Here is a 15019-nt window from a genome sequence, read left to right on the forward strand (position 1 = left end):
GGCCGCGGGGGCGGCGCCGAGTCTCGGTCTGGCGGACAGTTTCGACCCTGCGCGACCCGCAGGATGTCCGCAGGGCCGAGTCTCGGCGCGCGGCCGGCGGGCCCGACCGCGGCAGCAGACGGACAGGAGGCGCGGTGCCAGCTGGCACCGCGCCTCCAGTCCGTCTCGTGCACCGGGGAAGTTACGCTCGTCCGGTGCAGCAGTCCAGGTGGTTCGCGCCCGTCGGCGCAGCGGTCGCGTTCCTGGCGGTCCACGCCGTGCTGTGGTGGCTCGCCACGACGCTGCCCAACCAGCCGATCGGTGACGTCGAGATCACCTACCGACGGTGGATCGCGACCGGGCTGACCGACCACGTCTGGGTCGGCACCGACACCGCCTGGGTCTACCCGATCCTGGCGATCCTGCCGATGGCCGCCGCGGCGATCGGTGGTGTCGAGCACATCGCCACCGGGTGGCTCGCGCTCATGGTCGTGCTCGACGCGGTCGCCTGCGTGTTCCTCTGGCGGTTCCGCGCGCTCGGCGTCCGGGTCGTGTGGTGGTGGCTGCTCTTCCTGCTCGCGCTGGGGCCGATCGGGCTCGGGCGGATCGACACCGTCGCGACGGCCGTCGCGATGATCGGCGTGTGCTTCGTCGCGACCCGGCCGGCCGTGGCCTCCGCGGTGTTCACCGCCGCCGCGTGGGTCAAGGTGTGGCCCGCGGCGCTCGTCGGCGTGCTGCTGGTGCTGCGGCGCGGCCACCGTCGCGGTGTGGTCGTCGGGGCGCTGACCGTCACCGCCGTCGTCGTGCTGGTCGACGTGCTGTTCGGCGGCGCGGCGTACCTGCTGTCGTTCGTCGGCCAGCAGTCCGGCCGTGCGCTGCAGATCGAGTCGCCGCTCGCGACGCCGTTCATGTGGGCCGCCGCCGCGCACGTGCCCGGTGCCGCGGTCTACTACGACACGGGCATCCTGACCTTCGAGGTCTCGGGCGCCGGCACCCACCTGGCCGCGGCGCTCTCGACACCGCTGATGACGGTCGTCGTGCTCGGCGGGGTCCTGCTGGCGGCGTGGGCGGTCGGCCGTGGCGCTCGTCGTACGGACGTCGCGCCGGTGCTCGCGCTGCTGTTCGTCGCGGCGCTCATCGCGACGAACAAGGTCGGGTCGCCGCAGTACGTCGGGTGGTTCGCGGTGCCGATCGTGTGGGGACTGGTCGCCGGACGGGGCAGCGCCCGCCGGTTCCTGCCGGTCGCGATCGCCGCGGTGCCGATGGCGCTGCTGACGCAGGTGATCTACCCCGGCTACTACGACCAGGTGCTCACCGTGCAGCCGTGGATCCTGGTCGTGCTGACGCTCCGGAACGTGCTCGAGGTCGCGCTGCTGGTGTGGGCCGTCGTCGCGGTGGTGCGGATGGGGCTGGGAGGGACGCGGGGGCGCGTCGGTGCTGGTGCTGGCACGGCTGCCGCCGCTGGCGCGGCTGGCTCGGACGGCGTGTCTGGTGCGGACGGTCCTGCGCGGACGCGTCCGCCGAGGGGCAGGATGGACGCATGATCGTCGCCTTCTCCGTCGCTCCCTCCGGTGGGCCGTCCGCACAGTCCGACGGGTCCGTGCACGATGCCGTCGCGGCAGCCGTGCGGGTCGTCCGCGACTCCGGGTTGCCGAACCGCACGTCGTCGATGTTCACCGAGATCGAGGGCGAGTGGGACGAGGTCATGGACGTCGTCAAGCGCGCCACCGAGGCCGTGGGGGAGTACGGCACGCGGGTGTCGCTCGTGCTGAAGGCCGACATCCGCCCGGGGTGGACCGGGGAGCTCGACGGCAAGGTGTCGCGTCTCGAAGCCGCGCTCGGGGACGGTTCCTGAGTCCTCGTCCGACACGCCGCCCGGGTTGCCGGTGATGTCGGTGGTCGGGTGTGTCATGGCCGCAGGCAGTCACGACCGGTGGCGCCGACAGGGCGAGGAGTCAGCGATGCTGCACGACGAGATGCACGACGGCTGGTGCGACGACTGCGACACGCAGACGGTCGTCGTCGATCGTGACGCCGCGTCGGGCAGCGCCTGGGCGACGTGCACGGAGTGTGGTGCCGGGTGGGTGCACCGTGACGATTCGCCGGAGCACCGCGTCGTCGAGCACGAGCAAGAGCGCCGCGCCGCCTGACGGTCCTGCTGCAGGACGGCCCTTCGGTTCTGGTCGAATCGATTCGGCCGGGGCTTCCATCGACGCGTTGGAGCGGTCTACACTGACCGGGTACCCCGCCTGACGGGCCCGGTACGGACCCGACCGCCAACCACGTTCGAAGACCAGGCACATGTCCCAGCTCTCGCCGGCGCGTCGCGCGCTCGCCATCACCGCACTCGCCCTGGGCGGGTTCGCCATCGGGTCGACCGAGTTCGTCGCGATGGGGCTGCTGCCGAACATCGCGCAGGCGCTGCTGCCCACGCAGTACGCCGCCGACCCGGACGCCGGGATCGCGCACGCCGGGTGGCTCGTCAGTGCCTACGCGCTGGGCGTCGTCGTCGGTGCCCCGACCATCGCGGCGATGAGCGCGAAGTTCCCCCGCAAGGGCCTCTTGCTCGTCCTGCTCATCGGCTTCGTCCTGGCCACCATCGCCAGCGCACTGCTGCCCTCGTTCGGCCTGGTGCTCCTGGCACGATTCGTCGCCGGCCTGCCGCACGGCGCCTACTTCGGCATCGCGTCCATCGTCGCCGGCGACATCATGGGGCCGGGCAAGCGCGGCAAGGGCATCGCGATGGTGCTGCTCGGGCTGTCCGTCGCCAACGTCATCGGTGTGCCGGCCATCACCTGGGTGGGGCAGAACGCCGGCTGGCGCGTGGCGTACGGCGTCGTCGCCGTGCTCTTCGTGGCCACGTTCCTGGCCGTCGCCGCGTTCGTGCCGCGCTCCGCCCGCGACCAGTCCGCGTCGATCGGCCGCGAGCTCCGGGCGTTCCGTGTGCCGCAGGTCTGGCTCGTGATGGGGCTCGGGGCCGTCGGCTTCGGTGGGTTCTTCGCCGTGTACTCGTACATCTCGCCGCTGGTCACCACCGTGACCGGACTGCCCGAAGCCGTCGTGCCGCTCGTGCTCGTCGTGGTCGGGCTCGGCATGGTGGTCGGCGGGATCCTCGGCGGGCACCTGGCCGACCACAGCGTCAAGCGCACGATCTACATCGGCATGCTGGCGCTGATCGCGTCGCTGCTGTTCATCGTGCTGACGGCGCAGTGGACCGTCGGCGTCTTCGTCGGGGCGTTCCTGCTCGGCGCCACGTCGTCGGCCATCCCGCCCGCCGTCCAGTCGCGGCTGATGGACGTCGCGGGTGATGCGCGCACGATCGCCGCGGCGCTGAACCACTCGGCCTTCAACATCGGCAACTCGCTCGGCGCGGCCCTGGGTGGCGCGGTCATCGCCGCCGGGTTCGGGTTCGTCGCGCCGGGGTGGCTCGGCATCGGCCTGGCGCTCCTCGGTGTCGGCATGACGGCGGTCAGCTACAGCGTCGAGCGTCGGACGACCCGGCGCGCGCGGCTGACCAGCCGGCACCCGTCGACGGGCCCGATCACGGCGCCGGTCCCCACCGCCTGAGCAGCGGACGGCTGGGTCACGCTGTTGTGGCGCCGCGGCGTCGCGGGCGCTGCCATCGCCGCCAGAGCCGTTGCAGGTCGCCCCACCGGCCGGCCAGGAAGACGCCGAGTGCGGTGACCCCGACCGCCGTCAGCGCCGGCCCGACCCACCCGAGATCGATCGACTCGCGGTCGTACACGATGGTCGGCAGACCGTCGTCCTCAGCGTCGACGTCGCGCCACCCGGCGCGCACCGGTGCAGTCGGTACCTCGTCAGGCGAGAACCCGCCGTCGTCCAGGCTGACGTCGTGCAGCGTGCGGTTGCCGTCGTCGGCGGTCCAGTTCCCGAACGCCGTGCACGTCTCGCCGTACCGCGCGGGCTCACACGAGACGTGCTTCGCCGTGAAGGTGCCCCAGTGGACCGGTTCCCGAAGGGACGCCCGCTCGGCGACGGTGATGGCGACACACGCGACGGTGACCGCGGCGAGGACCAGGTACGTGGCCATCGCCAGCGCCGTGACGACGGGGTGACGTCGACGGAGAGTGGAAGCGGTGTGTCGTCGTCTGGCCGCAGGTCGCCGTCGGGGTCCGCGGGTGCCGTCCGGCGGGTTCGATGGTGCCACGACTCGATCGTAGGGCCGCGCGACCCGTCAACCCGGCCGTCGAGTGGTCGCGACACCCCGTCCGCGCTGCACCGAGTGGTCGGAGAACGTCGATCGGCCCCGGTCCGGCCGACGATCCGTGACCGCTCGGCGAAGGCGAGCGGGGAGTCGTGACCAGTCGGGGCCGATCGAGAGGGAGAAACTGCCGAACAGGAGCCGCGGGGGCTACAGCCCGTGCGGGCTGCCGTCCTCGAAGATGATGCCGTCGGTGATGGCGCGCTTGCGCAGTGCCACCTTCGTGCCCACGTCGAAGCCGGCCACGCGGTACTTCTCGCGGATGCGCTTGAGGTAGCTCTTGGCGGTCTCCTCCGAGATGCCGAGCTGGTACGCGACGCTCTTGACGGGCTCGCCGCCGCCGTACAGTGCCATGACACGACGTTCCTGCGCGCTGAGCTTCGGGACACCACCCACGTCGCCGCTGTTGATCGCCAGGTCGAGTTCGGCGGACACGTACTGCTCGCCGCGCTGCGCCGACCGGATCGCCTCGACGATCATCTCGGCGTCCTCGCTCTTGACCAGGTAGCCGAGCGCTCCGGACCCGAGGGCCTCGCGCACGACGTTCGGCTCGGAGTACGTGCTCATGACGACGGTCTTCACACCGGCGGTCTTGAGCGTCGAGATCTTCAACGAGACCGGGATCGAGTCCTTCAGGTCGAGGTCGAGGAGCACGACATCGACCGGGAACGCCGGGCTGGTGAGCAGCTCGGGCCAGGTCGTCACGGCGGCGACGAGCGTGATGTCGTCGGCGGCACCGCGGATCCACTCGGTGAGCGCGCCGAGGAGCATCCTGTGGTCGTCGACGAGGGCGAGTCGGATCGGTTGCTCTGGAGTCGCCATGCTGGCGTCCTTTCTCGTGGTCTGCGTGGCCGAGCCTAGGTGGCGGGCGCACTCGGGTGGCGCAGGCTGTCCGGGTGTCCGGCAAGCGCGTCGGGACACGTCACATCGTGGGGTGCCGGCTCACGACGCAGTGGGCGTGGACGTGGACCGCGCCGTCCCGCATCGTGTCGGTGTACGGGCCGATCCGGGCGAGACCGCTCCAGGTCGCCGGTCCGAGTCGCCGACGGGGGATCCCGCGGGACTCGATGACGATCGGCACGTCCATCGTGTCGTCGGTCACCGGGTGACCGTCGCTGCCGACGGGCCCGAGCGTCACCGACACCATCGGGACCCCGGGCTGCAGTCCACGTCCGTCGCCGACCATCTGCCACAGCGCCTGCAGCAGTCCGTCACGCTGGGCCGGCGTCAGGTGACCGGCGAGCGACCCGGGGTCGGCGACACTGACCGCACGTCCCAGGTGGTCGGACTCGGTGATCGCGTGGTAGAGCCAGGTCTCACGGCGGCCCTCGATCAGGTGCAGGCGGAGTTCGGTGGCCAGTGAGGCGGCGACCGACGAGGACGCGTCGGACAGGGGCAGCGGGTCCGTCCCGTTGGCGACGGCGTCCAGGAGCTTCTCGGCGGCCAGGTCGAGGCGCGCGAGCTCGTCCGACGCCAGCATCCCGACGGCGAACTGGGGTGCCGTGACGTTCGACTGCACGAGCACCCGGTCGAGTTCGCGTTGCACCAGCTGCCGGAAGCGGTGCGTGACGAAGATGGCCACCGACGGCGGCACGACGACCAGGGCGAGCATCGAGAACAGCCCCGGGATCGTGTCGGCCGTGATCGGCGTGGAGGCGATCGACATCGCCACGAACGCCAGCCCGAGCACCGTGATCGCGGTCGCGACCTCGCGCGCCGGACGGAGGGTCGCGACGGGCAGCAGGGCGAACCCGGCCGCGACCGACGCGGTCGCCGTGTGGGCCAGGTCGTGCTCGGGCCACACGCCGATGAAGTCGAGCGTCACGACGCACGCGAGCACGACGCAGATCAGCACGAACGCGACACCGGTCAGGCGTTCGCCGTACGTCATGACGCTCAGCGCGACACCGACCGACGCGATGGCGAAGAGGATCCAGGCCGCCGCCGGCAGCCACGGCATCGAGTAGTCGTTCCACCGGGTCAGGAAGAGCGCGATGCCGGCCACGGCCTCGACCGCGGTCAGGACAGCGGCACCCAGGCCGAGGTGCCCCGCACCGAGTGACGCCCCCGGCTTCGCGGCCTGCCGCAGCGAGCGTGCGCCGGTGGAGGTGGAGGGGAGGCCGCGCGCCTGCCGACGTTCCGTGCCCCGGTACCGCTCACGGGCCTCCCGTCGGGTCCGCGGAGCGGGCTGCTGCGGCTCGCCCGGGAGTCCGCGGTTGATGGTGTCCTCTGGCAGTCGGCTCATCGTGGTGCCTCCAGGACGACCGTGGTGCCGGAGCCCGGCGCGGAGAACAGCCGCGCGTCACCGCCGACCTCGCGCAGACGGTTCACGACGCTCTCCTTGAAGCCGAGGCGCTCTTCGTCGATGGCGCCGATCTCGAACCCGACACCGGAGTCGGTGACCATCGCACGGACCATGTCGTTGTCGTGGACGATCGTGACGTGCGCCTCGGCGACACCCGCGTGCCGGCGGACGTTCTCGAGGCACTCGGCCAGCGCGAGCAGGAACGCATCGAGCACGTGCGACGGCAGCAGGACCTGCCCGGTGCCGTGCCAGCTGACCTCGAGGCCCATCCGGCCGAACCGCTGCTTGACCGACTCGAGGGTCTGCCCGAGCGGAGACTCCTCGGCGCGGGTCAGGGAGTAGTCGCCGGACTGTTGCGGCTGCGGGGTCGCACCGAGGCGCAGGTGCCGGAGCAGGCGGGCGTCCTCGGCTGCCTGCTCGCGCATGGCCTGCTCGGAGACACCACGGCCGGAGTGCGCCAGCAGGGTGAGCGTGGCGAGGACCGTGTCGTGCAGCAGCCGGGCGCCCTGTCGGCGCTGGGCCTCGGTCTCGCTGGCCTGACGTTCGGCGCGGTGGGCGGTGCCGATGCTGTAGATGCGGCGGGCGACCCGGGGGATGCTGAGCGAGATCCAGTACGCGACGACCGCCGTCAGGATCCAGCCGAGCGCGGTGCCGCCGACCGTGGTGTTGAGGACCGACCCGGTCGCGTGCACCATGATCGCCAGGGACGCCGCACCGCCGAGGACCGACAGTCCGAGTCCGGCCAGGTGCCCGCGCTGCGCCATCAACAGCGAGGACAGCCCACCGGCAGCCAGCGGGACCAGGCCGCTCGCGACGACGAGCCGGTCCTCGCCGGTGGTCGCGGTGGTCAGGACGAGCAGTGCGGACAGGCCCGAGACCTGCGCCAGGGCGGTCCACCAGACGGCGCCGTTCCAGCCGAAGACCACGAGCGCGCCGATCATCACGACGATGCAGGCGACGCCGATCGCCAGGGGACCGGCCGGCACCGCGAACGAGCAGAGGACGCTGACCAGGCTGATCAGCGTGCAGACGATGCCGACGACACGGGTCGTCGACCGGAGGAGCCGGTCACGTTCCTGTGCGATGAGTTCCATCGGTGTCCTGAGAGAGATGTCGTCGGTCGTCGTGGGACGCGTGTCGTCGTCGACACGCGGTGGTGCAGGTGCTGCTCTTTCCGGTGCCCGTCCGTTCGGGTTCGCGAGCGGTTGGGAAACGCGAGCCTCGGTCGTGACCGACACTCGGCCATCATTCCACGGGGGACACCCGATGGGGGTCGTTCGGCGCGCCAGGTCGTTGGGTTTGGCAACGAAGTCGTTATCGCGGGCGCGATGGAGTCGTCACCGCACGCGCTCAGTCGAGCAGTCGGCGCAGGTGTTCCCCGACCGCCTGGTGCTCGATGAGGAACCCGTCGTGCCCGAACTCGCTCGCGATGACCGCCGCACGGTCACCGTCGATCGCTCCCGGCACCCCGGCCGCGATCCGGTGCTGGTCCTCGACCGGGAACAGCCGGTCGCTCGAGATCCCGACGACGAGGGTGCGCGCCGAGATCCGGCCGAGCGCGGCCGCCACCCCGCCGCGCCCCGCCCCGAGGTCGTGCGAGTCCATCGCGTGGGTCAGCGTGACGTACGTCGAGGCGTCGAACCGGCGGGTGAACTTGTTGCCGTGGAAGTCGAGGTAGCTCTCCACCGAGAACCGGCCGTCGTCGCCGAGCGGTGACACGTCGGACTGCCACGACCGGTCGAACCGCCCGTTCAGCTCGTCCGAGGCGCGGTACGTCATCATCGCCATCCGCCGGGCGAGTGACAGCCCGCGGGAGGGACCCTCGCCGGCGTCGGCCTCGAAGTAGTCGCCACCGGCGAACCCCGGGTCCATCTGGATCGCGGCCCGCTGCAGCGAGTTCGCGGCGATCTGGTCCGCGGTGGTCTGTGCGGTGCTCGCGAGCACCGCCAGCCGCTCGACCCGCTCGGGGTGCACCGTCGCGAACTCGAGCGCGTGCATGCCGCCCATCGACCCGCCGACGACGGCCGCGAACCGGTCGATCCCCAGCGCGTCGGCGAGCTGGACCTGTGCCTGCACCTGGTCGCGCACGGTCACGAACGGGAAGCGCGAGCCCCACTCCACCCCGTCGGGCGCCACCGACGAGGGCCCGGTCGAACCCTGGCAGCCGCCGAGCATGTTCGGCGCGACGACGAACCAGCGGTCGGTGTCGATCGCCCGGCCCGGCCCGACGACGTCGCCCCACCACCCGGCGGTCCGGTGGCCGGGGCCGGCGTCGCCCGTCACGTGCGAGTCGCCGGTCAGTGCGTGGAACACCAGGATCGCGTTGTCGCGGTCGGGTGCGAGCTCGCCCCAGGTCTCGTAGGCGATCCGCACGCTCGGCAGGCGGCCGCCGCGGACCCACTGCTCGCCGATCGACACGAACCGCCGCGATCCGGGGTGGTCGCCCGGACGCCAGGCTCCGGTGACGGGCGGCTTGCCGAGGGTGCCGAGCGCGGTGCCCGGGACCAGGGTGGACGGCACGGAGTCCTCGGGAGTCGTCTGCCAGTCCATGGTGCGTCCATTCTCGTGGACGGGCGGCCCGGGCGCCGCCGTGTTACGTCCGCCGGGGCGCGTGGTCGGGTCGCGCCCGGTGCGACACCGTGGACGTCGTCCGACATCGGATCTGTCGCACGAGCGGAGGTGTCCCACGGAGACGACGATGCCGCTGTCGTGCGACAGCGGCATCGTCGTTCCGCCGGCAGCGCGAGCGCGGCGCCAGCGAGGGAGCTACGCGCGCAGCCCCGCCTGCGACACCGCACGCGCCGCCGCGAGCCCGGCTTCGAGGTCCGCCTTCAGGTCGTCGACGTTCTCGAGCCCCACGGACAGGCGCACCAGACCCGGCGTGACCCCGGTGGTCAGCTGCTGCTCGGGCGTGAGCTGCGAGTGCGTGGTCGACGCCGGGTGGATGACGAGCGACCGCACGTCGCCGATGTTCGCCAGGTGCGAGAACAGCGTCAGGTTGTCCACGAGCGCACGACCCGCGTCCACGCCGCCCTTGAGCTCGAACGACAGCACCGCGCCGACGCCCTTCGGTGCGTACCGGCTGGCGGCGCCGTACCAGGGCGAGGTCGGCAGGCCCGCGTACGCCACCGTGGCGACGTCCGGGTGCGCGTCGAGCCACTCCGCGATCTCCTGCGCGTTCTGCACGTGCCGTTCGATGCGGAGCGACAGGGTCTCGATGCCCTGCAGTAGCGCGAATGCCGTGTCGGGGGAGTTGGACGCGCCCAGGTCGCGCAGCAGCTGCACCCGCGCCTTGATGATGTAGGCCAGCGCGTTGCCCACCGCCTCGGCGAAGACGGCCCCGTGGTACGAGGGGTCGGGCGTGTTGAACTCGGGGAACTTCTCCGGGTGCTCGGACCACGGGAACGTGCCGCCGTCGACGATGATCCCGCCGATGACCGTGCCGTGCCCGCCGAGGAACTTCGTCGCGGAGTGCACCACGATGTCGGCGCCGTGCTCGAACGGACGGATCAGGTACGGCGTCGCGATGGTGTTGTCGACGATGAGCGGCACGCCGGCCTCGTGCGCGATGCCCGCGACCGTCGTGATGTCGAGCACGTTGATCTTCGGGTTGCCGATCGTCTCGGCGAAGAACAGCTTGGTGTTCGGGCGGACGGCGCGGCGCCACTCCTCGGGGTCGTCCTGGTCCTCGACGAAGGTGGTCTCGATGCCCAGGCGTGCCAGCGTGTACTTGAACAGGTTGTACGTGCCGCCGTAGATCGACGACGAGGACACGATGTGGTCGCCCGCCTGCGCGATGTTCAGCACCGCGTACGTCTCGGCCGCCTGGCCGCTCGCGACGAGCAGCGCGCCCGAACCGCCCTCGAGCGCGGCGATGCGCTGTTCGAGGACGTCGTTCGTCGGGTTCATGATGCGCGAGTAGATGTTGCCCGGCTTCGCCAGCGCGAACAGGTCACGCGCGTGGTCGGAGTCCTGGAAGACGTACGAGGTCGTCTTGTAGATCGGCGTCGCACGGGCCCCGGTGGTCGGGTCCGGCTGCGCGCCGGCGTGGATCTGCGTGGTCTCGAAGCGCCACTGGGCGGCGTCGTTGTCGGTCATGTCGGGCTCCTGTCCGTCTGCTGGCGTCCCGGCCGGGAGGCTCGGATCACGTGCGCGTCGCGGCTCACGCTACGGACGTGGCCGGGCGGGCACCAGCGCTGCCGACTCGTGACGTAACGCGCGCTGCGGGCGCGAGCCGGGCCTCCCGTCCGCCGCGCGCACGGTGCGCGCCTGGCGTGTGGTGCGCACCTGGCCGGCTGGTGCGCGGTTGTTGCCGTGCACGGGGCGGGCAATCTCGCACGTACCGTCAACCTCGCACGTACCGCAAACCTCGCACGGTGCGCTCGTCCGTCGGCGGTGACCACGGGGGATCGGTCGCGGCCTGCCGCGACGTCGCGCGCTGCCGACTGAGCGCAGCGAAGACGACCGCCTGCGCGGAGATGTCACTGCCGGAACAGCCAGCCGACCTTCGGCTCGAGCAACCACCGCATGGCACGGCGCACGAACGGCTGCGCCAGGAACAGGCTCACCGCGCACGCGATCGCCACCATCAGCAGCACGAACGGCCATGCCGAGTGCGGACCGGCCAGCACGCCGGACTCGCGGATCGGGTAGAGCACGAAGGTGTGGAGCAGGTAGACGTACATCGTCGCGGCACCGAACTGCGTGATCCACACGTTCCGCCGCGGCACGAGCACCAGGAACGACGCCGTCAGCAGGGTCGCCAGCAGCATCAGCCCGAAGCGGACGGCCCCGGCCCACCAGGCGTCCTCGCCCAGGCCGGAGTACGAGTCGTCGTAGAAGAACCAGTGGTGCAGGTCGAACTCCTTGAACTGCGGGATCCACACCACGCACGAGACCGCCCACGCCAGGAAGACCAGCCCCGCCGCGAGACGCACCCGGACCACCGTGCGGCGACCGGCCTCGTACCAGCGGTCGAACACGCCCCACTGCTTGACCTGCCATCCGAGCAGGAAGAACGGCAGCAGGCTGATCGCCCGCGACAACGAGAGCGTCGAGTCGACGTTGTCGAAGTACCCGACGCCGATGCTGAACACGACCGCCCAGAACAGCGGCCACCGCAGCTGCGCCAGGTACGGCAGGATCAGCCGGAAGATCCCGAGCGCCAGCAGGAACCACAGTGTCCACGTCGGCTGGGTCGGGTTGAACGTCTTGCCACCCTCGACGATCCCCTGCACCACGGTCCAGATCGTCTGCATGATGATGTACGGCACGACGATGTCGGTGATCGTCCGCCGCATCCGCTTGGCCGTCGGGGTGTCCGCCGACGAGAAGTACCCGCTGATCACACCGAACGCCGGCATGTGGAACGCGTAGATGAACGTGTACAGCGCCAGCGCGTGCTCGCTCGCGGTCGTCTGGCGCTGGATGGCGTGCCCGATCACCACGAGCGTGACCGCCAGGAACCGCGCGGTGTCCCACATCGGGATCCGCACGCGGGCGCGGCCCGGCTCCAGGCTGGTCGCCGGGGCCGAGGGAGCCGGGGGAGCTGCGTCGGTCGTCATCGACGGTCACGGTACCGGGAACCGAGCCGCCCGGTGTCGGTACGGTGGCCACGTCACCACGCCGACCCGACCGGTCGGCCACCGCCGGACAGCTGGAGGAACCACATGGCACGTCGCGTCGTCGTCACCGGAGCGAGCTCGGGCATCGGAGCAGCGACCGTCCGCCGCTTCCGCGCGCAGGGCTGGGACGTGCTGGCGGTCGCCCGCCGCGCCGACCGGCTGGCGGCGCTCGCCGCCGAGACAGGCGCCGAGACGATGGTGGTCGACGTCACCTCGGCCGACGACGTCGCCGCGCTCGCCGCCCATGTGGCCGCGACCGGGGGTGTCCACGCGCTGGTCAACAACGCCGGGGGTGCGCTCGGGTCGGCCACGGTCGAGGAGTCCGACGTCGAGGACTGGCGCACGATGTTCGAGGTGAACGTCATCGGCACGAAGCGGGTCGTCGCCGCGCTGTTGCCGCACCTGCGGGACGGCGCCCGGGCCGAGGGCAGCGCGGACATCGTCACCGTGACCAGCACCGCGGGGTTCGTGTCGTACGAGAACGGCGGCGGGTACAACGCCGCGAAGGCCGCCGAGCACGCCCTGGTCGGAGCCCTGCGCCTGGAGCTGAACGGCGAGCCGATCCGCGTGGTCGAGATCGCGCCGGGGCTGGTGAAGACGGACGAGTTCGCACTCGTGCGCTTCGGCGGCGACGCGGCCAAGGCGGCTGCGGTCTACGACGGGGTCGAGGACCCGTTGAGCGCCGACGACGTGGCCGAGGCGATCGTGCACAGCGTCGAACTGCCCCCGCACGTCAACCTCGACCTGATCACCATCCGTCCGGTGGCCCAGTCGGCACAGCACAAGCTCGCCCGCGGCGCCCTGGCGCCGAAGGCGTAGCCGCACCCGCCCGCACCCGCTCGCCCGCACCCGCCCGCACGCGCCCGGGCGGCAACTGCAGGTCGCGGCGGTGGCGCCCCTGCCGGTACCGTGGTCGGATGCCGATCAGCAGCGAACCCGCCGAGTCCCCGTCGCCAGCTGTGGTCACCGTGACGAGCGGCCCCGAGGTGCTCGGCTGGCTGGAGTTCGGTGACGCGGCCCGCCTGCTCGCCAAGGACGTGCTGTCCGCCGGCTTCGAGCCCGAGGTCGTCGTGGCCGTCGCCCGCGGTGGCCTGATCATCGCCGGTGCCGTCGCCTACGCGCTCGGCACCAAGGAGTGCGGCTCGATCAACGTCGAGTTCTACACCGACGTCGAACAGCGGCTCGAGGAACCCGTCGTGCTCGCCCCCGCGCTCGACGCCCCCAGCCTGGCCGGCAAGCGCGTCCTGGTCGTCGACGACGTCTCCGACTCCGGACGCACCCTGGCGCTCGTCGTCGACATCATCACCCGCGCGGGTGCCGACGTGCGCACCGCGTGCCTGTACTCGAAGCCCGGCACCGTGCTCGAGCCCGACCACGTCTGGCGTCGGGTCGACGGCTGGATCACGTTCCCCTGGAGCGCCCTCGCACCGGTGACGGCCGAGTCGTGAGCATCCACCTGGTCGGCGGCGGACCCTTCGCCGCGTCCGACGCCGCCACGCCCTTCCTCGCCGAGGCGACCGCCCGTGCAGCCGCGGTCGGCCGCAGCGCGCCCCGCATCGGACTGCTGTCGGTCAGCAGCGCCGACGGGACCACCCCGTCGTCGACGCCCGACATCGCCTCGGTGCTGTCGGACACGGCCGACGTGCTGGTGACCGAGGTCGCGCCCGGCCAGCCCTTCACGACGAGCGTGCTCAGCGACGTCGACGCACTCGTCATCGGGGGTGGCCGCACGCCCGACTACCTCGACGCGATCGCCCCGCTCGTCGACCAGATCCGGCTGCTCGTCGCCGACGGTCTGCCGTACCTGGGCTACTCGGCCGGCGCGATGATCGCCGCCGACCGTGCCCTGGTGGGCGGATGGCGTGTCGGCGGCGTCGAGGTCTGCCCCGAAGGTGCCTCCGAGGGACTCGACGAGGTGGAGCTCCGCGAGGGGCTCGGCCTGGTCGACCTGACGATCGACGTGCACGCGGTGCAGGCGGGCACGCTCGCGCGGCTCGTGGCCAGCGCCGAGGCCGAGTTCGTCACGGCAGGGCTGGCCATCGACGAGGACACCGTGCTCGTCGTCGGCGAGGGCGCGCTCGAGGTCCGCGGCTCCGGCAGTGTCTGGCGCGTGGTCTCCGGGGACGAGTCGGTCTCGGTCGCAACCATGGGCGCCTAGCCCCGACCGGCACGGAAGCGCCACCCGATGCAACCGGCACCCCTGTCCCAGCTCGTCGACCCCGGCTGGGCCCGCGCGCTCGCGCCGGTCGAGGACGACGTCCACCGCATGGGCCAGTGGCTGCGCGAGGAGACAGCAGCCGGGCGCCCGTACCTGCCGGCGGGTCCGGCCGTGCTCCGCGCGTTCACGTACCCGTTCGACCAGGTGAAGGTGCTGGTCATCGGGCAGGACCCGTACCCGACGCCCGGGCACCCGATCGGCCTGTCGTTCGCGGTCGACCCCGACGTGCGGCCCGTCCCACGCAGCCTGGCGAACATCTACCGCGAACTCCACGACGACCTCGGTCTCACCCCGCCCGTTCACGGTGACCTGCGGCCGTGGTCCGAGCGTGGCGTGATGCTGCTCAACCGCGTGCTGACCGTCGGTGCCGGCGACGCGGGCAGCCACCGGGGCAAGGGCTGGGAGCGCGTGACCGAACAGGCCGTCCGGGCGCTGGTCGCGCGGCAGCAGCCGCTGGTCGCGGTGCTCTGGGGCGCGCAGGCGAAGTCCGTGCAGCCGTTCCTGGGGGACACGCCGGTCGTCGCGTCGGCGCACCCGAGTCCGCTGAGTGCCTCGCGCGGGTTCTTCGGCAGCCGGCCGTTCTCGCAGGTCGACGACCTGCTCGTGGCGCAGGGCGCCCACCCCGTCGACTGGTCGCTGCCGACCCAGCCGTGACGGGCCGTGGGCCGCAC

The 15019-nt window shown here is 71.9% G+C and carries 15 protein-coding genes; 8 read left to right on the forward strand and 7 right to left on the reverse strand.

Annotated elements, in window-relative coordinates; genetic code table 11:
• Positions 1–194 precede the first annotated feature (194 nt).
• The 4 genes from MT346_RS05995 (at position 195) to MT346_RS06010 (ending at position 3546) form a co-directional block, all read left to right on the forward strand.
• Entirely contained in the window at positions 195–1523 is a 1329-nt protein-coding gene (locus tag MT346_RS05995) for a hypothetical protein (protein ID WP_243561912.1), read from the forward strand.
• Positions 1520–1834 (forward strand): thiamine-binding protein, encoded by a 315-nt coding sequence (locus MT346_RS06000; protein ID WP_243561913.1) that lies wholly within the window; start codon positions 1520–1522, stop codon positions 1832–1834. Before MT346_RS05995 ends, MT346_RS06000 begins: the two co-directional genes overlap by 4 nt.
• A gap of 106 nt (positions 1835–1940) precedes the next feature.
• Positions 1941–2129 (forward strand): hypothetical protein, encoded by a 189-nt coding sequence (locus MT346_RS06005; RefSeq protein WP_243561914.1) that lies wholly within the window; start codon positions 1941–1943, stop codon positions 2127–2129.
• A gap of 151 nt (positions 2130–2280) precedes the next feature.
• Positions 2281–3546, forward strand: a complete 1266-nt coding sequence (locus MT346_RS06010; RefSeq protein WP_243561915.1) for an MFS transporter — start codon at positions 2281–2283, stop codon at positions 3544–3546.
• A gap of 16 nt (positions 3547–3562) precedes the next feature.
• Here MT346_RS06010 and MT346_RS06015 read toward each other — a convergent pair whose 3' ends face one another.
• The 7 genes from MT346_RS06015 to MT346_RS06045 form a co-directional block, all read right to left on the reverse strand.
• Entirely contained in the window at positions 3563–4030 is a 468-nt protein-coding gene (locus tag MT346_RS06015; RefSeq protein WP_243561916.1) for a hypothetical protein, read from the reverse strand.
• A gap of 321 nt (positions 4031–4351) precedes the next feature.
• Positions 4352–5023 (reverse strand): response regulator transcription factor, encoded by a 672-nt coding sequence (locus tag MT346_RS06020; RefSeq protein ID WP_243561917.1) that lies wholly within the window; start codon positions 5021–5023, stop codon positions 4352–4354.
• Positions 5024–5123: 100 nt separating this feature from the next.
• A complete protein-coding gene (locus MT346_RS06025) occupies positions 5124–6446 on the reverse strand; it encodes a hypothetical protein (protein ID WP_243561918.1) in 1323 nt (440 codons plus the stop codon).
• Positions 6443–7600, reverse strand: coding sequence for a sensor histidine kinase (locus tag MT346_RS06030; protein ID WP_243561919.1), 1158 nt, complete (start codon positions 7598–7600; stop codon positions 6443–6445). Before MT346_RS06030 ends, MT346_RS06025 begins: the two co-directional genes overlap by 4 nt.
• Before the next feature lie 256 nt (positions 7601–7856).
• A complete protein-coding gene (locus MT346_RS06035) occupies positions 7857–9056 on the reverse strand; it encodes a homoserine O-acetyltransferase (RefSeq protein WP_243561920.1) in 1200 nt (399 codons plus the stop codon).
• A 216-nt stretch (positions 9057–9272) separates the two neighbouring features.
• On the reverse strand, positions 9273–10604 hold the full coding sequence (locus tag MT346_RS06040; protein WP_243561921.1) for a bifunctional o-acetylhomoserine/o-acetylserine sulfhydrylase: 1332 nt from the start codon (positions 10602–10604) through the stop codon (positions 9273–9275).
• 383 nt (positions 10605–10987) lie between these two features.
• Positions 10988–12070 (reverse strand): acyltransferase family protein, encoded by a 1083-nt coding sequence (locus MT346_RS06045; protein ID WP_243561922.1) that lies wholly within the window; start codon positions 12068–12070, stop codon positions 10988–10990.
• A 105-nt stretch (positions 12071–12175) separates the two neighbouring features.
• Between MT346_RS06045 and MT346_RS06050 the strand changes: the two genes are divergently transcribed.
• The 4 genes from MT346_RS06050 to MT346_RS06065 all read left to right on the forward strand — a co-directional run bounded on the left by MT346_RS06050 (position 12176) and on the right by MT346_RS06065 (position 15002).
• Entirely contained in the window at positions 12176–12949 is a 774-nt protein-coding gene (locus MT346_RS06050) for an SDR family oxidoreductase (protein ID WP_243561923.1), read from the forward strand.
• Between the two features lie 98 nt (positions 12950–13047).
• Complete coding sequence (locus MT346_RS06055) at positions 13048–13578, forward strand: phosphoribosyltransferase (protein WP_243561924.1); 531 nt, start codon at positions 13048–13050, stop codon at positions 13576–13578.
• Complete coding sequence (locus MT346_RS06060; protein ID WP_243561925.1) at positions 13575–14288, forward strand: Type 1 glutamine amidotransferase-like domain-containing protein; 714 nt, start codon at positions 13575–13577, stop codon at positions 14286–14288. Before MT346_RS06055 ends, MT346_RS06060 begins: the two co-directional genes overlap by 4 nt.
• 27 nt (positions 14289–14315) lie before the next feature.
• A complete protein-coding gene (locus MT346_RS06065) occupies positions 14316–15002 on the forward strand; it encodes a uracil-DNA glycosylase (RefSeq protein ID WP_243561926.1) in 687 nt (228 codons plus the stop codon).
• Positions 15003–15019: the final 17 nt, after the last annotated feature.

The organism is Curtobacterium sp. VKM Ac-2922 (assembly GCF_022815645.1).
Classification (GTDB): Bacteria; Actinomycetota; Actinomycetes; order Actinomycetales; family Microbacteriaceae; genus Curtobacterium.